Here is a 20,983-nt window from a genome sequence, read left to right as displayed (position 1 = left end):
GCCTCACCGCTTGAACCCGATAAAAAACGGGGCCAGTCATCTGACTGGCCCCGTTTTTTATTACTGCGGCTAACCGCTGCTGTGTCTGAGCCGCCCACTAAAACAATGGCTTGGCGCCACCTGCGGATACATCACCGCTCTGCAGGCAAAACTATCACCGCTATTCCCAGAGCCTTGTCGGCACCACCATCAGCACGGTGCGCTGACCGATCGCCACATTGGCATTGGGGAAGACCACCGCCTCACGCGGCTTCTCGACCGTGTAGCGCAGCTCGCCATCCTCGGCCAGCACGAACCCTTGGGGGAATTCGGTGAAGTTGTCCACATCGCTGGCGAACAGGAAGCGAAAGTCCGCCGATTTTTTGGTGATCACCCGATCGATGGCAAACAGGGTGAAATCATCCGCCCGCCACGGCTCCAGCACCACCTCATCCTGAGTGACCAGCTCCTGCAGCGCTTGGCGGGTTTCGATAAAGCGGGTCATATCGTTCTCGCCAAACGGGCGCACCTTGCCCAACTCCACCGTAAAGGCGTGGGCACCATGCTGGCGGGAGCTGTAGTAGCTGAAGGTCGTGGTCGGGCTGGCGGAGAGCAGAATAGTACGCACCCCGCAGGCGCCAAGGAACTGCACCTGCTCGCGGCAGTGGGGCCGCTCGTGGGGGAAGGGGTAGACGGCAAACTTCTCGTAGCGCGAACCGCGAATGGCGGTGTGCAGATCGTAGTGGTAACGGGGACGAGCCGGATTGGCAAAGAAGCGGCTCACATACTGCTCAAGGCGCATGGCGCGGATCCGCTCCCGATTGCAGAGCCCCTCCCCCTTGCTGTGTGCTCCGGAGAAGAGCCGGTTCATGTTCTCCTCCACCTCCCGCAGCCCCAGATTCATAGCAGCCGGATTGCCAAACAGGAACAGCACCCGATGACGGGCGCTCAGCTCGCCTGAGAGCAGACGACTCAGCAGCTGGTTGCAGATCTCGATGGGAGCGGTCTCGTTGCCGTGAATACCGCAGGAGAGGACGATATCCTTGCGTCCTCCCGGCTGGCCGCCCGCGCCACTGGCAGGCTCCAGACAGAGCACGCCCGTATCCCAGACGCTGACCCGCGCACCATCGGGCAGGGCAAATTCAAAGGGATCGAGCTGCCACTCATGGCTGCGGGTCATGGCCAAAAAATCGTGCTGGGGAATCATCCGTCTCACCCTCTTGCGCTGGAACACTATGGCCGGATTATACGCAAGGCATCACGGCTTAAAATCGTTTTTTAAACAAATTCAAACATTAACGATACAAGTGTGATAACAATCGAACGATGACAGCAATGACGGTAGCGATATGGAATAAAGAGGATAGGAAAAAGGATCAACGTAAAGCGGGGGGAGATAAAACAGACAATGACAGACATGGCGGCCGGGCGCCACAGGGGCAGAACAGCAAACGACTCAGCAGAAAACAAGGCATCCATGCCCGGCTGATCAACCACGCCAGAACGGCTTGGTGGTCTCTTGATAACGGTCAGCTTCGTTCAGGCCGATGTCTTTGAGCAGGTACTCGGGCAGTTCGGAGAGCTGGCGACGGCTGCGGCTGCGCTCCAGCCAGGTCAGAACGGTCATTTTAACGCGAGCAACCAGATTCAATTGGCTGGAATGCTGGTAACCGGCTTCGGTATAAGTCATGTTGGCCATGATGTGGCTCCTCTGAATATTTGTTTACGCACTGGGCTTTATTTGATGCGCAAAGCTTAGTCAGGGAGTCAGACCGACTCAATTGACGAATTTTGATACGTTACATTAGTAAATCTAATGTCTAAAAACGGCAGAATTTGATTTCAACTCTTTGATTTTAAACAAATAATTATTTTAGCGGTTGGCCAGCAGAGTCGCACAGCATATTGTGCTGCATGGCACCCATCTATATATGCATTTTACTGCTTTATATATGCAGGGATGGACAAGGTGTGAACAGCTGGCAACAGCGGAGTTACACGTAATTGTTAATTTAATGATCTTATTGCGATCTTTATTTAACACCCTGAAACATAAATAAAACCATCACCACATCCCTATTCAGAGGCGCACATTGCCCCCTCCTCAAAGTGCCTCTTGGCACTCCAACCGCATGCTGGTATGTTTATTTATACAGTAGTTTTGCTACCCGCAGCGATGTCATACCTGATGTCGTCAACAGCGGGTCAGACCACAGGATCATCGATGGATACCTTTACCCCGACCGCCGCCCTGCGTCAACAGATGGCCGCCATTGAAGCCTCTCTCAACCAGCTGGCCGATCTGCTTGGCCAGCTCGAGCTGCAGGAGGCCCATGTCTATCCCCTCCCTCCGGTTGCGCAGGGGGAAGAGCACGACCCGATCGAGCAAATTGAGGTGGGCTATCTCAACGGTGAAGCCGCGCTGGCGGCCACCCTCGCCGCCTATCGAGACCACAACGCCCGCCCAGGCTGCTCCACCAAGGCGACTCACCGGCTGCCCGGCTGGTTGCGCTTTCCTGCCGCCGCCGCCCCCTTGCTGCAACCGCTGATCGACCAAATCAACCAGCACAAACTCGATTTCAAGGCACTGGTGCAGCAGGCAGGCGGGCGGGACGAGAAGTTCGAGCTGGTACATACCGCCCTGCCCGGGGTGATCACCTTGCAGGTCTACCGCAAGCTGACCCTGCTGGCAGGGGAGCTGCAATCCCTCGGCTTTACCTGGGCCGACAAGCAGACCATCAATCGCCTCAGTCGCGAGCAGGTGCTGGAGATGCTGGAGCGCAGCCGCCGCTACATACCGGCCCTCTCCAACAACGAGGAGTGGAGCAAGATGGTGGATCAGGAGGTCTACGACATTCGCCGCCTGCCCGCCGATGCCGAGCTGCGGATCCGCCGCCCGGTCAAGACCCACCCGATGATCAACCTGCTCTGGCTGGAGCGCACCCCGCGCAAGCAGCAGATCAAGGCGAGCCTGCCGCTGTTGCTCTGCTCCGATACCCCGCCTGCGGTTACCCATCTGGGCAACTATCCCCCCAAGAGCCGGCAGGCGCGGCGGGATCGCAAGATTGGCGGCGAGCCCATCATCGAGCGGCTGCACCTCTATCTCTATCGGGGGTGACTGGATCAGGGATAGCTGGCTCAGGGATAACCGGGCCGCCTTGCCGCGATAAACGAAGTATCCCGCATCAGCACCCCAAATAAGAAAGGGGAGAACATCTCTGGATGTTCTCCCCTTTTCTGTATCGGTAGTCGGTATGGAAGGCAGTGTCGCCAATCAGCCCATCAGCAGGGCCCGCAGGCTCTCTACGTCCAACCCGCGCACCTCGGACTGGCCGCTCAGCAGGCCATCGGCCAGCGCCCGCTTCTCGTCGTGCAGGGCGACAATCTTCTCCTCCACCGTCTGCTCGCACACCAGCCGGTACACTGTCACCGGCTGGGTCTGCCCCATCCGGTGGGCCCGATCGCTCGCCTGATCTTCCACCGCCGGGTTCCACCAGGGATCGAGGTGCAGTACAGTATCTGCCTGGGTCAGGTTGAGGCCGGTGCCCCCCGCCTTGAGGCTGATGAGAAACAGCGGCACCGCTTCATGACGAAAACGCAGGATGGAGTCCTGACGGGATTTGGCGGAGCAGCCGCCATCCAGATAGCAGTAATCCCAGGATTTCTGCTCGATGCGGGCGCGCAGCAGGCTCAGCAGATCGACGAACTGGCTGAACACCAGCACCCGATGACCGCCGTCGATCGCCTCTTCCAGCAGCGCCATCGCCTCGTCCAGCTTGCTGCTGGTTTGTGACCACTCGGGCATCACCAGCTCCGGCGAGCAGCAGAGGCGGCGCAGCCGGGTCAGGCCACTCAGCACATGCATCAGAGCGCGGCCATCGGCGCTTTGCACCTGCTGCACCACTTCGCGCCGGGTCGCCTCGTAGAGCTGGCGCTCTTCGGGGGAGAGGCTGATGTGATGGATGATCTCGGTCTTGTCCGGTAGCTCGGTCAGCACCTGCTGCTTGAGACGGCGCAGGATGAAGGGGCTGATCACCGCCCGCAGCAGCGCCATGTGCTGGGGATCCTTGACCGCCTTGCCAAAGCGACGCTTGAACTCGCCAAGGCTGCCGAGCAGCCCCGGGTTGATAAAGGTAAACAGGCTCCACAGCTCCCCCAGGTGGTTTTCGATGGGGGTGCCGGAGAGGGCGAGGCGAAAATCCCCTTCCAGCTGGAACAACAGCTTGGCACGCTGGGTGCCGGCGTTTTTGATCTGCTGCGCCTCATCGAGCACCATGCTGGACCAACGGCGGGACTTGAGCGCCTCCGCCAGACTGCCGAGCATGCCGTAGTTGATGAGGATCACCTGACCGGCCTTGGCCTCGCGAATGATCCCCTCCCGCTCGGCCGGGTTCTCGAACACCACCACATCCAGCTCGGGGGCGAAACGGGCCACCTCCTCCTGCCAGTTGGTGACCACTGACTTGGGCACCACCACCAGCGCCGGGCCAAGGTGCTGGCGCATCCGCAGCACGATGAGTGCCTGCAGCGTCTTGCCCAGACCCATGTCATCGGCCAGACAGGCACCAAAACCGTGATGGGCCAGGGTCGCCAGCCAGCGCACCCCCTCTTTCTGATAGTCCCGCAGGCCGGTGAGCAACTCATCCGGACACTCGACCTCCTGTTGCCACTCCTGCTGCAGGGATTGCCACGCCGTGTCCCCTTCGGTGGTGATAACAGAGAGCAGACGGGTGAGCGGATAGGCCAGCTTGTTGTTGATGCGCTGCTCTTCATCGAGCATGGCCCCCAGCATGGTGAGCCGTTCCACCAGCTTGTCGCTCAGCATCAGGCTGGTCTTCTCGTCGAGCTGCACGGTGCGCTGGCCCGGGGTCATCTGGCGCAGAATAAGGCGCAGGTCGAGGATCTGGTGCTCATCGAGCGCCAGCGCCCCTTCGACCTGGAACCAGTCCTGCCGCCGCTCGATGCGCAGGCTCAGGGCCGCTTCATCGAGGCTCTTGAGGCGAGCGCTATCCTGATGCCAGTGAATGACCACACCGGCATCCACCAGCTCGGGCAGGGCATTGACCAGCGCCAACGCCTGTTCCCCCTGCAGCAGCCACTCGCTGCCGGGCAGGCCGATGGGCAGTTGATTGCGCAACAGTTGGGCCTGCAGCTTCTCGGCGGCCAGATCCCGTTGCCAGTAGTGGTACGCCTTGATCCCCTGCCGCACGATGGGCTCACCCTTGCCAAGGGGCTGGGGCGGCAGATCGTCAAAACGGGTCACCAACTTGACCGACAGCTGACCATCCTGCCAATCCAGTTGCACCGAAGGAATGCCCGGCCAGGGAGCCAGTTCGGCGTTGCCGCTAAGCCCCGCAACCTGACTGTGCCAGGGCAGCTCGGGAATGGCATCCAGCGTGCGTTGCAGCTCGGCCAGCCCCTCGGCGGGCAGCAGCGGGATGGATTCGAGCGCAGGCAAGCGGTCAAGCAGCGGCTGCGGGGTGAGGATCAGCTGCCACAGATCTTGTGCCAGCGGCATGATATGGGCCCCGCGGGCGGCCGCATCGGGGCAGAGCTGCGCACTCATCCCCTGTTCGGTGGCGACCACCTGCAGCAGGGGGGCGCTGATGGCCAGTTGCAGCTTCTGCCCCTTGGCGTTGAACAGCCGGGGGTGATCGGCCAGCGGCGCCCAGACATCCCGCGGCAACCGACCCATCACCCGTGGCAGGGTGCGGACCAGCGCCCAGTCATGCTCATCGAGCATGGCGGCATACTGGGTGGAGAGCAGGGCCGGATCGACCCGACGACCGGCGGTCCACTCCCCCTTGGTGCTCAGCTTCTGGATCTTGCACTCCAGCTCGGGGCCCTCGGCATGCAGCAACCACACCAGCCGCTCCTGCGGCTTGCGTACGCCGCTGGAGCGTCCCAACCCCTGCAACCAGTTGAGCCAGCTGGCCGAGGCTGCAGTTTTATCCTCGTCCCCGTCATCATCCTGCTCGTCACTGCCCTCTGGCGCACTCTCTTCACTGCCGCGTAGCTGGCAAAGGGGCGCCCCTTTGGCCCCCTCGCCCAACAAGAGGCGCAGCAGATCCTGACAAAACGCCATCAGGCGATGATGGGGCTCGGCATCGAGCAGATGGGAGAGATCCCACTTGTGCAGCATGGCCACCTGCGGACTCTGGGCTCCGTGACGGGCCAGCGCACAGAGATCGAGCCAGAGATAGCCCCAGTGGAGCTCCTCCACCGGCAGCTGCAGGGTATCGAACAGGCCGACCGCCTGACCGTGACGATCGCCCGCCCACTGGCTGAGCAGATCGGCAAGCAGGGGGAACTGGCCAGTCAGGCTGCGCTGCCACTTCTTGCGCTGTTCGCTGGCAATGACGGGATCAGCCTGCTGCAACCAGCCAAGCCAGAGCAGGGCGCTGAACGAACGGGGCCACTGGCCCGCCTCACCCTCATCGGCTGCCTGCCACTGACCCAGCGCGGTGAGCAGTCGCTCGCCGAGCGGGCCGCGCTGGCTCTGCTGGGCCAGCGCCTGCAGGGATGGCCAGCCGGGCACGGTGTCATTACCCTCGCCGATTGGCAACGTGCTCTCGCCATCCCCGCAGAGCCAGCGCCACTCCGCCTCGAACGCTTTGGCCCGGGCCTGCACCTCGGGGGCGCAGCGCACCAGCGCATTGGCCAGCGGCCAGCGCTCTTCATAGGGGGCATCGAGCAGCAGTTGCAGCGAGAAGTGCTCCAGCAGCAGTTGCTGCCAGGCGGGGCTGGAGCCAGCCAGCAACTGGTGAGCATCCGGGGTATCGAGCAGGGTCAACAGATCGCTGGCCGAGAAATAGGTTGGCACCTCCCCCGCCTTGCCGCGACAGAGCTCGCGCACCACCGCATGGGTGAGATCCTGCCCGGTCAATGAGGGCACCCGGCTCCAGTCCGGCTCCGGGCAGAGACCGGCACGCACCCCCAGGATCAGCGCCAGCGTCCCCTCGGCGGTCAGGCTCCACTGCTGCTCCCCGCGCAATCTGACCAGCCCCGCATCCTGCAGTCGGGTCAGTTTATCGATCAGGGCATGGCCTATCGCCAGTTGTTCTTGCAGCAAACGGGTACTGGCAACGCGCTGCAATTGCAGGGTGGCGAGCAGGGCATAACTATCCGAAGAGAGGGTGGACGCAGACATCAAGACTCACGGGCAAGTGCAAAAGCGGAATTTTAACGGTAAAGCGCCAGCGGCTCGACCCTTTACCGTGAAATAACTCAAAAAAAAACGGCCATCCATGATGACCGTCGAAAGTAACGAAGGAAATAGCCGGATCATCCGGTTACCTCCCACAGCGGGAAAATCGGGAGCGCTAGCCCCTAATTCGTGGAGCCAATGCTAGAGGTTGGCGCCCGAAAAAGCTTTGAAGCGGATCACAGTTGAAAAGGATTTCTGAAAACGGTTTCAATTTTTGACGGCAAAAAACCATGATTTCGCGCCAAATGAGCCATGTCCCAACCCCTCCTGCTCACCCGGCACAAGCGGTAGAAAACCCTATAACGGTCGCTTGTCGAAAGCCCCTGTGCGGGCAGCTGTCAGCTGTATAGCTTCATCAGAACCTGCCGCCCGCAGGCTAGGTTTCAGGGCAACCGGAGATGGCCGAGATGGGCCAGGAGAGCACGAATCTGCTCCCTCCCCGTCCGGTAGCTTGGCAAACCGCGCTGCCGCCGTGGGCCTCGGCAATCGCCTTGACCACGGCGAGTCCGAGTCCGCTGCCGCCGCTCTTGCGCGAGCGTGACGGATCTCCCCGACGAAACGCATCGAAGATACAGACGGCGACCTCCTCGCTGATGCCAGGCCCCTCATCTTCCACACTCAGGACGCACAAACTCTCCGAGCGATACAGCCGCACGGTCAGCAGGCCCGGCAGCGCGTGCTTCTGGGCATTTTCCAACAGCGCCATCAGAGCCTGACGGATACGAAACAGATCGCAGCAGACATGAAGTTCGCTATCGAGCTCCCGCTGCAACACAAATCCGCTCGCCGCCAGAGGGTTGGCAAACGCCTCAAGCACCACGGCAAGCTCGTCGGCCAGCCTGACCTCAGTCCGCTGCAACTCCAGATGGCCGCTGTCGTTGAGGCTCAATACCCGCAAATCCTCGATCAGGTGAGTCAATCCCTCCACCTGACGCAACAACCCCTCGAAGAGCTCACGCTCTGGCGGAAATACCCCTTCGGCCAGCCCCTGCAAGCGGCCACGCAAAATGGTGACGGGAGTGCGCAACTCGTGGGCGATGGCAGCATTCCAGAACTTCCGCTCGCGGGTCATGCTCTGCAACCGCTCGGCCATGGCGTTGAAGTCGCGCACCAGTTGCGCCGTCTCCCCGATCGCCTGCTCATCCTCCGGCACGCGGGCATCGAGTTTGCCCTCGGCTACCTCACGCAGGCTGGTTGCCACCGAGTTGAGGGGAGTCAGGATGCGGCGAGAGAGGCGCACCGCCACGTACAGCGCCATCCCCAATGCAATGAGAATGGTGGAGCCGATCCATAACATCTCGACTCTGGAGGGCACCCAGGTCTCGGAGATGCTGCCCGGCACAAACGCCACGGCGATGCCATAAAACACATAGGTGCCGATCACCGCGAGGGAGATGATACCAAGCGTCATCAAGCCCAGAGAGCGGATGATCTGCCTGCGAAGGCCGGGCGCCGATTTCATGCATCGCCCCCGAAGCGATAGCCAACGCCCCAGACACTGGCGGGGACCCCCTGAATGCCGTGTGTCTCCAGTTTTTTGCGCAACTTGCTGATGTGGCTATCCACCGTACGCTCCTGGGTATCCCCCTCCGGCAGGCAGTGAGTCAGCAGTTCGGCGCGGCTGAACACCCGTTTCGGCGCCCGCATCAAAGAGGCGAGCAACTTGAACTCGGTCAGGGTCAGCTCCAGCACCTGCTGCTGGTCATCGCGGAAAATGCTGGCCTCGTGGCTCTCCAGATCGATCTGAAACTGGCCGACCCGCAACACGTTCGCCGTGGCAGGCTTTACGGCCCGGGTGCGCCTGAGCACGGCCTGCACTCGCGCCACCACTTCGGCCGGATTGAAGGGCTTGACCACATAGTCATCCGCCCCCATGCGCAGCCCCATCAGCTTGTCGAGATCCTGATCGAGGGCGGTCAGCATGATCACCGGCGTATCGCCACGCGCCCGGATCTCGCTGAGCACCTGCCAGCCATCCAGTTGCGGCATCTGCACATCCAGCAGCAGGAGATCGGGTTTGAATGCCTGATGCATGGCCAGCGCTTCACGGCCATCGGCGGCGTGCAGGGAGCGCAAGCCATGACGTTGCAGGTAAGCGGCGAGGATGTCGGCGATCTCGGCTTCATCCTCTGCAATCAGTACCAGTGACTGGCCCGCCGGGCTGGCGGAAGCATTGAGATGGGACATAGTCGGACTCGAAAAAAGGTGGCGTTGAACTTTATCATCGCCTCCATGGATTCTCCACAAAGCCTCGAATCATTCGCAATAGCCCCTCGCCATAATGGCCGCTCGATGCACTCTCCGGTCACATCACACCGGAGAGACGGTTTAACGAGGTGAGTGGATGATGTTTGTAAAACAGCGGTATGCGGGCGCCCTGCTCGCCGTCATTGCCGCATTCGGGTTGGCGGGGTGCGATGCCGCGCCGCAAGAGCAGGAGGCACCCGCCCCTCCTCAGGTGTCGGTGCTAACTCTGACTGGTCGGGAGCTTGTCATCAGCGAGGATCTGCCCGCCCGGGTGGCGGCACTGCGCAGCGCCGACATTCGCGCCCAGATCAGCGGCATCGTGCAGCGCCGCCTGTTCGAGCAGGGCGCCGAGATCAGCGCAGGCACTGTGCTGTTCCAGATAAACCCAGCCCCCTTCAAGGCCGATGTCGACAGCGCCGCCGCCGCATTGCAAAGGGCCGAGGCGGTGCTGGCCCGCGCCCGCATCCAGATTGACCGCCTGAAGCCACTGCTGCGCACCGACGCCATCAGCCGCCAGACCTATGACGATGCGATCTCCCAGCGGGATCAGGCGGCCGCCGATGTAGCCCAGGCCAGGGCGACTCTGGCCCGGCACCAACTGAACCTGCAATTTGCCAGCGTGGAGGCCCCCATCGCCGGACGTATCGATCAGGCGCTGGTGAGTGAAGGGGCTCTGGTGTCGCCAACCGATGCCACCCCCATGGCCCGGATCCAGCAGATTGATCAGGTCTACGTCGATGTGCGCCAACCGGCCTCGGTGCTGGAATCCCTGCGCCAGCAGGCTGGCTCAATGGCACCGGAACTGACGGTGGAGATCCTCGGCAGCAATGGCACACCGCTGGGCATGCAGGGGCACATCCTCTTCTCCGGTATCGAGGTCGATGCCGGGACCGGCGACGTGCTGCTGCGGGTGCTGGTGGATAACCCTGAGCGGCGCCTGTTGCCCGGCCTCTATGTGCAGGCGCGCATCCCCCGTGCCCGCTATGCCAACGCCCTGACCGTGCCCCAGCAGGCGGTAGTTCGCACATCGGGTCAGACCAGCGTGTGGGTGTTGGATGGCCAGGGGCAGGCACAGCTGGTTCCGGTCAACACCGCTGAACTGGTGAATAGCCAGTACCGCATCGCGTCCGGGCTCAGTGCCGGGCAACAGGTGGTGATCGAAGGGATCGACCGTCTGACCACGGGGGTTCAGGTCACAGCTTCCCCCTGGCAACCACCCGCTGTCAGCCAACCGGCTGACGGTGGCATTCGCTGAATCGGAGAGTTATCCATGCCGCAGTTTTTTATCCATCGCCCGGTGTTTGCCTGGGTGATCGCCCTGTTCATCGTGCTGGCAGGGGTCATCGCCATCCCCAAGCTCCCCATCTCCCGCTATCCCTCGGTGGCGCCGGTGTCGGTGACCCTCTATGCCGCCTATCCGGGCGCCACGCCGCAGACCCTGAACGATGCGGTGGTGAGCCTTATCGAGCGCGAGCTGTCGGGAGTGAAGAACCTGCTCTACTTCGAGTCGTCGGTGGACGCCTCGGGCAGCGCGCAGATCACCGCCACCTTCAAGCCGGGCACCGATCCGGAGCTGGCCCAGATGGACGTGCAAAACCGCATCAAGGCAGTCGAACCTCGCTTGCCACAAGCGGTGCGGCAAACCGGCCTGCAGGTGGAGTCCGCCTCATCCGGCTTTCTGATGATGGTCGGCATGACCTCACCGGATGGCCGCTTCGATGAGGTTGCCCTCAACGACTACATGGCACGCAATATTGTGCAGGAGTTGCGCCGCATCGACGGGGTAGGACGAGTGCAACTGTTCGGCGCCGAGCAGGCCATGCGCATCTGGGTAGATCCGGCCAAACTCGCCGCCTACGGGCTGACCATCGGCGAGGTGGCACAGGCCATCGAGCAGCAGAACATCCAGATAGCACCGGGACGCCTCGGTGATGAACCCGCCCTGCCGGGGCAACGCCTGACGGTTCCCCTCACGGTTCAGGGGCAGCTGACGACCCCCGAGGCGTTCGCCGCCATCGTGCTGCGAGCCGGTGGTGATGGCGCCAAGCTGGTGCTGGGTGATGTCGCCCGGGTCGAGCTGGGGGCGCAATCCTACGCCTTTTCCAACCGGGAGAACGGCGTGGCTGCCACCAGCACCGCCATCCAGCTCTCCCCCGGCGCCAACGCCGTGCGTACCGCAGATGCGGTGCGCACCCGTCTCGCCCAGCTCGCTCCCACCCTGCCGGCGGGCATGGCCTATTCGATCCCGTTTGACTCGGCCCCCTTCGTCAAGGTCTCCATCGAAAAGGTGATCCACACCCTGCTGGAAGCCATGGTGCTGGTGTTTCTGGTGATGTTTCTCTTCCTGCAGAACCTGCGCTACACCCTGATCCCGGCCATCGTCGCCCCCATCGCTCTGCTTGGCACCTTCGCGGTGATGCTGCTGGCCGGTTTTTCGATCAACTCTCTCACCATGTTCGGCATGGTGCTGGCCATCGGCATCATAGTTGACGACGCCATCGTGGTGGTGGAGAACGTCGAGCGCCTGATGGCCACCCGAGGGCTCTCGCCCCGGGAGGCGACCTCGCAGGCCATGAAGGAGATCACCGGGGCGGTGATCGGCATCACCCTGGTGCTCACGGCGGTGTTCCTCCCCATGGCGTTTGGCAGCGGCTCAGTGGGGGTCATCTACCAGCAGTTCACCCTGTCAATGGCGGTGTCGATCCTGATTTCGGCCTTCCTGGCCCTGACCCTGACGCCTGCGCTCTGCGCCACCCTGCTGCGTCCGGTCAGTCCGGATCATCATGAGAAGCGCGGCTTCTTCGGTGCCTTCAACCGGGGTTTCGAGCGGTTCACGGCAGGCTACGGTGCGCGGGTAACCCGGCTGGTCGGGCGCAGCGGACGGATGATGGCAACCTTTGCCGCCCTCTGCGCCGTGCTGGCCATCGCCGCCGCCCAGCTGCCCTCCTCTTTCCTGCCAGACGAGGATCAGGGCTACTTCATGACCTCCATCCAGCTGCCGACCGGCGCCACCAGCGAGCGCACCCTTGAGGTGGTCAAGGCATTCGAGGCTCACGTCGCCTCTCGCGAGGCGCTGGACACCAACCTGGTGGTGCAGGGCTTCAGCTTCTCCGGCGCAGGCCCCAATGCGGCCATGGCCTTCACCATGCTCAAAGATTGGGATCAGCGTCATGGCGCCACGGCCGCCGAAGAGGCAGATCTGGCACAAGCGGCTATGGCAAATATTCCTGAAGGCACGGTAATGAGCTTGCTGCCGCCCGCCATCGACGAGCTGGGCACCGCCTCCGGCTTCACCCTGTTCCTGCAAGACAGAGCCAACCGGGGAGATGCCGCGCTGCTGGCCGCTCAGGCACAACTGCTGGAACTGGCCGCCAAAAGCCAGGTAGTCAGTGATGTGTATCCCGACAATCTGCCTCCCGGCGAGAGCATTCACCTCGAGATCAACCGACAGAAGGCCGAAGCCATGGGACTCTCGTTCGCCAGCGTAAGCAGTACCCTGTCGGCCGCAATGGGGTCGCTATACGTCAACGACTTCCCCAACGGCGGGCACATGCAGCAGGTCATTCTGCAGGCCGACGCGTCGGCGCGCATGCAGCTCGATGACGTGCTCGGCCTGCGGGTGCGCAATGCCAGCGGCGGCATGGTCTCCTTGCGGGAGGTGGTGACACCGGAATGGCGCGAATCGCCGCAACAAATGATGCGCTTCGATGGCTTCCCTGCCGTGCGTATTGCCGGAGGGGCAGCGCCCGGCATCTCCAGCGGAGCGGCGATGGCGGAGATGGAGCGTCTGGTGGCGCAATTGCCGCCAGGCTTCGCATTGGCCTGGACGGGACAGTCGTTGCAAGAGCGCCAGTCAGCCGAGCAGGCCCCCCTGCTGATGCTGTTGTCGGCGCTGGTGGTCTTCCTGGTGCTGGCGGCACTCTATGAAAGCTGGTCGATCCCGCTCTCCGTGATGTTGGTGGTGCCGCTGGGCCTGCTCGGTGCCGTCGCGGCCGTGATGCTGCGCGGCATGCCCAACGACGTCTTCTTTAAAGTAGGCATGATCACCATCATCGGTCTGTCGGCCAAGAATGCCATCCTCATCGTGGAGTTTGCGCGCCAGTTGCACAGTGAAGGGCGCTCGCTGCTTGATGCGGCTGTCACTGCTGCCCGCCTGCGCCTGCGCCCCATTCTGATGACCTCGCTGGCCTTCACCCTCGGGGTGGTGCCCTTGATGCTCGCCAGTGGCGCCAGCGCGGAGACCCAGCACGCCATCGGCACCGGCGTGTTTGGCGGCATGATCAGCGGCACCCTGCTGGCCATCTTCTTCGTACCGGTCTTTTTTGTCTTCGTCATCGGCACCCTGGCGCGCATTCAGGCCTGGCGGGCACGGCGAGCATCCAACAGCATTCATCCGGCTTGATGACCACAGATACACAGGCGGCCGGATAGTCCCTCAGCACATCACCAAAAGAAAAAGCCCAACCTGCTAAACAGGTTGGGCTTGGTATGTGGCGGAGAGACAGGGATTCGAACCCTGGGTGGCATTGCTGCCACAATTGATTTCGAGTCAATCCCGTTCGGCCACTCCGGCATCTCTCCGTGGGGAGAGAGTTTTACCCAAGCAGGGCCGAGGATGCAATAAAAATTTGTTATATATCAAATGGCTGAATCAGATATCTGGGAGCAGGCTCACAATGCGGCATTGGCTGCTCACTGTGACAGGACGCTTGGAATAGACAAGTTCGCGCTTCCCATACGCTGGGCGTGCGTTCTCATTAAACGGTGATCATCGCTGACCACATTCAGGGGGGACTTGCCTCACATAGAGCCCTTGCGCCGAATCAGTCGTCCAGTCGTCCAGTCACACGGCATCCACCCGACGCAGGGCCCGATCACATACCGGTCCATGCTCCCTGTCGTGATACTCGCACGCCACCATGTTGCGCCGTTTTCCCGCTTGGCGGTCAAACATAGGGGAGAGGCCGATTTTGGCCGGTTTCCTATGTCTCCCCACACCGTTGCGGGTGCGCGGCAAGCTGGTAATCATGGGCTGATTGAGGAACAATCGCGCCATCCTGGCGGCACTGTTGATGATGCGCCGCCCCGATTGAACTGATGGATATCCTTATGCGATTGCCGAAACTCATGCCCCTCTCCTTAACGCCCGCACTTGCCCTGCTGCTGGCTGCTACCCTGCTCTGCACCGCGCCCGTGCAGGCCAAGCGCTACCCGCTGCCGCCGGCCGAAAGCCGCCTCATTGGCGAGCTGGAGGATTACATCATCCAGCAGGATGAGCATCTTGAGCTGGTTGGCAAACATACCCAGATTGGTTTTTTGGCGCTGCTTGAGGCAAATCCCGGTGTAGACCCCTATTTACCCAAGCCGGGCACCCGCTTGACGCTGCCCACCCAGATGCTGCTGCCCGATGTGCCGCGCGAGGGGATCGTCATCAATCTGCCGGAGCTGCGTCTCTACTACTTTCCCAAAGGCAAGAGCGAGGTGATTGTGCTGCCTATCGGGATTGGTGACATCGGCCGCGAAACGCCGGAGATGACCACCACCGTCATCGAGAAGAATCCCGACCCGACCTGGGTGCCCGGCCCCATGGTGCGCAAATCCTGGCTGGAGCAAAAAGGGATCACCCTGCCCGCCGTGGTGCCTCCCGGCCCGGACAACCCCCTCGGCAAGTTCGCCATGCGCCTTGGTTATGGCAAGCGCGACTATCTGATCCACGGCACCAACAAGGATTTTGGCGTTGGCCTGCGGGTAAGCGCTGGCTGCATCCGGCTGCGACCGGACGATATCGAGGCCCTGTTCAAGATTGTGCCGATCGGCACGCCGGTGCGGGTCATCAATCAACCGGTCAAGGTGGCCATCGAGCCGGATGGTCGCCGCTGGCTGGAGGTGCACTCCCCGCTCTCCCGCACCGAAGAAGAGCTTGAAAATGGCGCCCCGCTGGTGCTGTCACCGGCCATAGAGAGCTTTATCAGGGCACCTGACGTGATGCAGGATGAGGTGACTGCGGCGCTGGAGAGCAAAAATGGCCTGCCACGCCCCATCAGCAGTTAACTCATCAGCACCTGCACCATACCGGAGTTGCCTTACGTCATGAAATACCTGCCTCTCATGCTCATGGTGGTCTGCCACCCCCTGTGGGCAAAAGACATTCTCTGGATGAACAACGGCGATCGTCTGACCGGCACCATTGAAGAGATCGGCGATGAGTCGGTGCGTATCGCCCTGCCCTATACCGGCGCCGTGACCGTCAAGCGGGAGGCCATCAAGCGCTGGCGTCTGGAGAAGCAGGATAAACCCAAGGCAACCGCCAAAGGGGGGATCACCCTGTTCAAGGATGAGCAGAATGAGCGCAACGCCTGGCTCTGGAGCGGCAGCGGCGATCTCAACGTCAAGCTCAAGCACAAGGATAAACGTACCAACAACGTCAACTTCAAGGGAGTGACCGAACTGGCCAATCTGGATTGGCGTTACAGCCTATCCGGGGAATATACCTACGAAACATCCGACAGCGTCACCGATAGCCACGACTACAAGCTGAACCCGACCCTTGACTACTTCTTTGACCAGCACTGGTTTTTACGCAACTCGCTCGATGCGGAATATGACATGCTGGCTGACAACTATCTCAAGCTGAACTTTGGCTCGGGGCCAGGTTATCGCTTCTGGAATGACAAGCACAAACGGCTGGAACTGATTTCACAGGGCGGCATTCAGCGCGCCTACTTTCGCAGTGACAGCTGGCCAGGACTGGTCTTTTTCGATTCCAGAATCATCAGCTACCCCATCGGTAGCCTGAGCTGGGATTACCGCCAACCACTGTCATTCTGGCAACAGCGATTTGAGTTGTTCAGTAAAGGCACCTATCTGAAGTACCTGTCGCAACAGTCCCCTTACCTCACACTGGATCAGGACATCACCGGCAGCATCGGCCTGCGCTACTACTTTAACGATCATCTGCGTCTCTCCTGGTCGAGCGAGATGGAGTGGCAAAATGGCGCCCTGCACTATCCCGGGGTGGATACCGAAATATCTGATCGCGAGTGGCGCCACTTGCTTAGTCTGGGGGCAAGCTTTTGAGTCACGAGCAGATCAACAAGAGGAGCCAATTTGGCTCCTCTTTCTATTGCAGTAATAGCGATGCGAGTGATGCAAACTCACAACTCGTCGACATTACACTCAGATCAATCCCCAGGCGGCAATCTGGTAGATCCATACCATTGCCAGCAGGGTACCGACCAACCCCATGATGACGCCGATCCGCACCATCTGGTGGCTCTCCACCAGACCGGTGGCATGGGCCAGCGCATTGGGCGGGGTACTGATGGGCAGCGACATCCCGAGCGAGACCGAGATGGTAACCGCCAGGATCAGGGTGTGGCTGCCGCCCCACTCGGCCAGCTCCGGCATGCTGACCGCCAGTGCCGCCACCAGTGGCAGCAACAAGTTGGCGGTCGCGGTGTTGGACATAAAGTTGGCCATCACCACCGCCAGCAGACAGGCCCCGACCAGTACCGCCAAGGTGGAGTACTCGTGGAACGGAATGTGGGTGATGAGCCGCTCCGCCAGACCGGAGTCCTCCAGCGCCAGCCCGAGTGCGATACCGCCCGATACCAGCCAGAGCACGTCGAGGGAGATCTTGTGCAGATCGTCCTTGGTGATGATGCCGGTGGTCAGGAACACCGCCACCGGGATCATGGCGACCACGTAGGAGCTCATGCCGTGCAGATCCCCCAGCAGCCAGAGCACTATGGTGGTGATGAAGGTCAGGTAGACCACCCAGGCGCGGGGGGTCTGCATAAAGCGCCCCTCAATCTTGAGATCCATCCGCTTGAGGGTGCTCGGGAAGAAGCGCCCCAGCAGGAACCAGCCGAGCAGCAACAGCAGCACCACGAAGGGCACCGCAAATCCCATCCACTGGCCGAACGAGATGGCATGCTCGCCGGTCAGATATTTGAGCGCCACCGCGTTGGGCGGGGTCCCGATGGGGGTGCCGATCCCGCCGAGGTTAGCCGCCAGCGGAATGGCCAGTACGAAGCCTATTTTGGCCGGGTCCTTGTCGGGAAATGCCGCCAGCACCGGAGTGAGGATGGCCAGCATCATGGCTGTGGTGGCGGTATTGCTCATGAACATCGAGAAGGTGGCGGTGATCAGCATCAGCCCCAGCATGACGATCCGGGGATCCTGACCGAACGGGCGCAGCAGCACCCGCGCCAGATTGACGTCCAGATGATATTTGGTCGCCGCAATGGCGAGGAAAAAACCACCGAGAAACAGCATGATAACCGGCGAAGCAAAGGTCGCCATCACCTCGGTCGACTTGAGCAACTCACCAAAGCCCGGCTCTGCCTTGTCGGCGGTCATGAACCAGATCCCCTTGTCCGAGAGCAGCAGCAGCTCCAGCACGATGATCAGCACCGAGGTGGCGAAGATGGGGATGGGCTCCAGGATCCAGCAGAGGGCGGCCAGCACGAAAATGGCCACGACTCGCTGCTCGACCACAGTGATCCCCTCCAGCGGGATCCAGTGGGTCGGGATCAGCAGGATGGCGAGGCTCAGCAGTAGCGGCAGAATAATCTTGTGATTGATGGGCACTATTGTCTCCAGGATCGGGAGTAAGAAGCCAATAGTGGCATAACATGCTATCGCCTCACGCAGCTATCTCGCCAAAATGAGAGCTGGCTAACTGCAGCCACTCCGGTTTTGTGAGTCATATCAAGCTGGAGTCGGCGCGCCATGGCTGACGCCTCACACTTGGCAACAAACAGGCAAAAAAACGGGCCCGCTGTTCGTTGAACACGACAGCGGGCCCGTTTCACCATTTATGCCGATGAGGCGGCTCAGAAGTAGATGCGGGTCACCGACTCGATGACGCAACCCGGGCGACGGATCCCTTCAATCTCCACCTTGATCTCTTTGAGCAACTCCAGCCCGCCCTTGATGGGAGTGACCCGAGCCAGCTTGGTGCGGGCGCGGATGTTGCTGTCCACCTTGATGGGGTACGGGAAACGCACCTGATCCAGCCCGAAGTTCACCACCATGCGTGCGGTCGGGAACTCGGGGGCGGCCTCATCGACCGAGCCGGTCAACTGCGGCAGCAGCGCCAGGGTCAGGAAGCCGTGAGCGATGGTGGTCTTGAAGGGCGACTCGGCGGCCGCACGCTCCGGATTGGTGTGGATCCACTGATGATCCCCGGTCACCGCCGCAAATTGATCGATCATCTGCTGACTGACATGGAGCCATTCGCCCACGTGGGTCTCTTCACCGATGCGGGCCTGCAGGGTGGCATAGAGCTCAGCAGCCTCAGCCCCCAGCTCCACAGCTGGCTCCTGAGCCACGACGGGGCGACCGTTGGCCACCTGTGCCACGGTTGCTGCATCCTGTTGCTGTTCGTCCTGAGACTCGGCTTGCAAGTCCAGCACACGTCCCAGCAAAGGATGAAGATGTGCCTTTTGCTGAAACTCACGCCAGTAGTCGCGGATCGCCGGAGAGAGCCAATCCTTGAGCTCAAAGGGGTGCTGCGCCAGAATTTCGCGCTTGCGCTTCAGAAAATCGACAACTTTCATCTACCGATCCCTATTTGATTCAATGCCTGTAAAGAGGTCTAACCAGTCCTATTTTATTAAAGTTTCAGCTGTAAGTGCAAAAAAATCTCGGCGTACACCTGTACCAAGGCGGAAGTCACTACTTACACGATGCAAACCAGCACGATCTGCCAATGAGAAAAACGATTGCCGGATATGCGACCAGCAGGGGGAAATTCACCGGGGTCATCATGACAGAAGGCCCTCGTCGGGCCTTGTGATAGGGGTTCAGCGCGCGCTCGACCAGCCGTTACGCAATCCCTCTTCATCCAGGAAGGACCAGGCGAGGATCCGGCTCACCTTGTTGCCCTGCGCCATGTCGATCACCCGCACCTGACGAGCTCCCACCCGGCTCAGCGCCTTTTTCGCCCCCGGCAGGTTCTCTTTTTTCGACACCAGCGAGCTGAACCAGAGGCACTGGCTGGCAAACTCCTTGCTCTGGGCGATCATATTGGCCAGAAACGCCGCCTCGCCCCCTTCGCACCACAGCTCAGCCTTCTGACCGCCAAAGTTGAGCACGGGCGCCCCTGTCACCTCCTTGCCCAGATTGCGCAGCTTGCGCTCCGTCCCCTTGCTCGCCTCCTCCAGCGATGCATGGAACGGCGGATTGCATAGGGTCAGGGCAAAGCGCTCCTTCGGCCCTATGATGCCGCGAAACACATGATTGGGGTTGCCCTGCAGGCGGCACTCAATCTGATTGCCGAGCCCGTTGCTCCTGGCCAGCAGGGTCGCCGCCTTGACCGAGACCGGATCGATATCCGATCCCACAAAACGCCAGCCATATTCGCGAGCACCCAGCAGCGGATAGATGCAGTTTGCCCCCGCTCCGATATCCAGCACTCTCACCCCCTTGCCGGTAGGGAGCTGGCCTGCGCTCTCGGCCAACAGGTCGGCCGCCCAGTGCAGGTAGTCCACCCGTCCCGGGATGGGCGGGCAGAGGTAACCGGCGGGCAAGTCCCAGTGGGCAATCCCGTAGTGATGGGCCAGCAGGGCGCGGTTGAGGGTCTTCACGGCATCAGGATTGGCAAAATCGATGGTGCGGGTGCCGTAGTCATTGATAAAGACGTGGGCAGCCAACTCGGGAGTTCGCAGGCAGAGCGCCTCAAAGTCGTAACCCGCCTGATGGCGATTACGGGAGTGAAGTCCGGATTTGCGGTCGCCCGACTTGGGGCCACTGGCTGATGGGGTGCGGGGTTTCATGCTGAGCCTGCCGAAGAAAACGGGCCCACACTATAGTGATTTGACTCGGGAAAGTCTAAACGAGGGCAATAAAAAACCGGGCTATCGAGCCCGGTTCAAGTGAGGTTGGAAAAACAGTCCGTACTGCGAGCCGTTTGTCCAGCCTGACTCAGATATCGATCCGGCGAGCTTGCCAGAACTTGCTGCGCCAGTATTGGCTGTCCAGCTTGGAGCGCGTCACACCGGCGCGAGTCGAGGCGTGGATGAATTCGCCATTGCCGACATAAATACCAACGTGGTTGAGACGACGATTGATTTTGAAGAAGACCAGATCGCCTTCGACCAGATCCTGTTTGGAAACGCGCGTCCCTTCGTGGACTTGGGAGCGGGTATCACGGGGTAATTCGACACCGACGGCATTGCGGAACACTTCACGGGCAAAGGCGGAACAATCGATACCGCGCTGGCTACTGCCACCCATCCGGTACGGAACACCACGCCACTCTTTATATACTGTCAGGATTTCATTCACATCGGGTGTCTGGGAAGCTTCCGGTTCGATTACAGGTTCAACCATGGAAACTTCGATCTTGCTCGCGACCTCGGGTTGGGGTGCCGAGGCACAACCCACCATTCCGAGCGCGACCAGCAGTAGCATCAGGTGGCGCAATCCTTTATCCCCGCTAAATAGTAAATCTTGTTAAAATACGGCCCCAAAAGGCAATTTATAAGGCAACAGCACCCGACTATATCCAAGAATTCTATCGAGGCAAGTGAAAATCCCTATCGA

The 20,983-nt window shown here is 61.0% G+C and carries 15 protein-coding genes and 1 tRNA gene; 5 read left to right on the top strand and 11 right to left on the bottom strand.

The window, feature by feature from the left end; genetic code table 11:
* Positions 1 to 160: 160 nt before the first annotated feature.
* Positions 161 to 1,186 (bottom strand): succinylglutamate desuccinylase, encoded by a 1,026-nt coding sequence (astE, locus tag OKC40_RS15020; RefSeq protein ID WP_270795767.1) that lies wholly within the window; start codon positions 1,184 to 1,186, stop codon positions 161 to 163.
* Between the two features lie 282 nt (positions 1,187 to 1,468).
* Positions 1,469 to 1,678: a DUF1127 domain-containing protein gene (locus OKC40_RS15015; RefSeq protein WP_113739172.1), complete on the bottom strand. Its 210-nt coding sequence runs from the start codon at positions 1,676 to 1,678 to the stop codon at positions 1,469 to 1,471.
* 525 nt (positions 1,679 to 2,203) lie between these two features.
* On the opposite strand from OKC40_RS15015, the gene OKC40_RS15010 reads away from it, so the two are divergent.
* Positions 2,204 to 3,097: a DNA replication terminus site-binding protein gene (locus OKC40_RS15010; protein WP_270795766.1), complete on the top strand. Its 894-nt coding sequence runs from the start codon at positions 2,204 to 2,206 to the stop codon at positions 3,095 to 3,097.
* A gap of 156 nt (positions 3,098 to 3,253) precedes the next feature.
* On the opposite strand, the gene OKC40_RS15005 is transcribed toward OKC40_RS15010, so the two are convergent.
* The 3 genes from OKC40_RS15005 to OKC40_RS14995 form a co-directional block, all read right to left on the bottom strand.
* Complete coding sequence (locus OKC40_RS15005) at positions 3,254 to 7,129, bottom strand: DEAD/DEAH box helicase (protein ID WP_270795765.1); 3,876 nt, start codon at positions 7,127 to 7,129, stop codon at positions 3,254 to 3,256.
* Between the two features lie 433 nt (positions 7,130 to 7,562).
* The gene (locus tag OKC40_RS15000; protein ID WP_270795763.1) at positions 7,563 to 8,648 is read right to left on the bottom strand and encodes an ATP-binding protein; all 1,086 of its coding nucleotides are present in this window, start codon (positions 8,646 to 8,648) and stop codon (positions 7,563 to 7,565) included.
* Positions 8,645 to 9,373: a response regulator gene (locus OKC40_RS14995; RefSeq protein ID WP_040065122.1), complete on the bottom strand. Its 729-nt coding sequence runs from the start codon at positions 9,371 to 9,373 to the stop codon at positions 8,645 to 8,647. Before OKC40_RS14995 ends, OKC40_RS15000 begins: the two co-directional genes overlap by 4 nt.
* A gap of 157 nt (positions 9,374 to 9,530) precedes the next feature.
* Here OKC40_RS14995 and OKC40_RS14990 point away from each other — a divergent pair, with 157 nt between their 5' ends.
* Positions 9,531 to 10,688: an efflux RND transporter periplasmic adaptor subunit gene (locus tag OKC40_RS14990; RefSeq protein WP_270795761.1), complete on the top strand. Its 1,158-nt coding sequence runs from the start codon at positions 9,531 to 9,533 to the stop codon at positions 10,686 to 10,688.
* Between the two features lie 15 nt (positions 10,689 to 10,703).
* Positions 10,704 to 13,835, top strand: coding sequence for a multidrug efflux RND transporter permease subunit (locus OKC40_RS14985; RefSeq protein WP_270795759.1), 3,132 nt, complete (start codon positions 10,704 to 10,706; stop codon positions 13,833 to 13,835).
* Between the two features lie 89 nt (positions 13,836 to 13,924).
* Here OKC40_RS14985 and OKC40_RS14980 read toward each other — a convergent pair.
* Both OKC40_RS14980 and OKC40_RS14975 read right to left on the bottom strand, forming a co-directional pair.
* A tRNA-Ser gene (locus OKC40_RS14980) sits at positions 13,925 to 14,014 on the bottom strand.
* A gap of 262 nt (positions 14,015 to 14,276) precedes the next feature.
* A complete protein-coding gene (locus OKC40_RS14975) occupies positions 14,277 to 14,489 on the bottom strand; it encodes a hypothetical protein (RefSeq protein ID WP_270795757.1) in 213 nt (70 codons plus the stop codon).
* A 71-nt stretch (positions 14,490 to 14,560) separates the two neighbouring features.
* Between OKC40_RS14975 and OKC40_RS14970 the strand changes: the two genes are divergently transcribed.
* Positions 14,561 to 15,484 carry a L,D-transpeptidase family protein gene (locus tag OKC40_RS14970; protein ID WP_442865900.1) on the top strand — a complete coding sequence of 308 codons (924 nt, stop codon included), beginning with the start codon at positions 14,561 to 14,563 and terminating at the stop codon, positions 15,482 to 15,484.
* Positions 15,485 to 15,523: 39 nt separating this feature from the next.
* Positions 15,524 to 16,510: a DUF481 domain-containing protein gene (locus tag OKC40_RS14965; protein WP_270795751.1), complete on the top strand. Its 987-nt coding sequence runs from the start codon at positions 15,524 to 15,526 to the stop codon at positions 16,508 to 16,510.
* A gap of 99 nt (positions 16,511 to 16,609) precedes the next feature.
* On the opposite strand, the gene OKC40_RS14960 is transcribed toward OKC40_RS14965, so the two are convergent.
* The 4 genes from OKC40_RS14960 to OKC40_RS14945 all read right to left on the bottom strand — a co-directional run bounded on the left by OKC40_RS14960 (position 16,610) and on the right by OKC40_RS14945 (position 20,851).
* Positions 16,610 to 18,025, bottom strand: coding sequence for an SLC13 family permease (locus OKC40_RS14960; RefSeq protein WP_042057969.1), 1,416 nt, complete (start codon positions 18,023 to 18,025; stop codon positions 16,610 to 16,612).
* Between the two features lie 245 nt (positions 18,026 to 18,270).
* Positions 18,271 to 18,996: a MaoC family dehydratase gene (locus OKC40_RS14955; RefSeq protein WP_139708886.1), complete on the bottom strand. Its 726-nt coding sequence runs from the start codon at positions 18,994 to 18,996 to the stop codon at positions 18,271 to 18,273.
* 246 nt (positions 18,997 to 19,242) lie between these two features.
* Entirely contained in the window at positions 19,243 to 20,214 is a 972-nt protein-coding gene (rlmF, locus tag OKC40_RS14950) for a 23S rRNA (adenine(1618)-N(6))-methyltransferase RlmF (RefSeq protein WP_270795749.1), read from the bottom strand.
* 148 nt (positions 20,215 to 20,362) lie between these two features.
* Positions 20,363 to 20,851, bottom strand: a complete 489-nt coding sequence (locus OKC40_RS14945) for a C40 family peptidase (RefSeq protein ID WP_042057977.1) — start codon at positions 20,849 to 20,851, stop codon at positions 20,363 to 20,365.
* Positions 20,852 to 20,983 lie beyond the last annotated feature (132 nt).

It is taken from the genome of Aeromonas sp. QDB11, assembly GCF_027705265.1.
GTDB lineage: Bacteria > Pseudomonadota > Gammaproteobacteria > Enterobacterales > Aeromonadaceae > Aeromonas > Aeromonas allosaccharophila.
The sequence above is the reverse complement of the archived record's forward strand: the minus strand, read 5'-3'. Positions and strand labels throughout refer to the sequence as shown.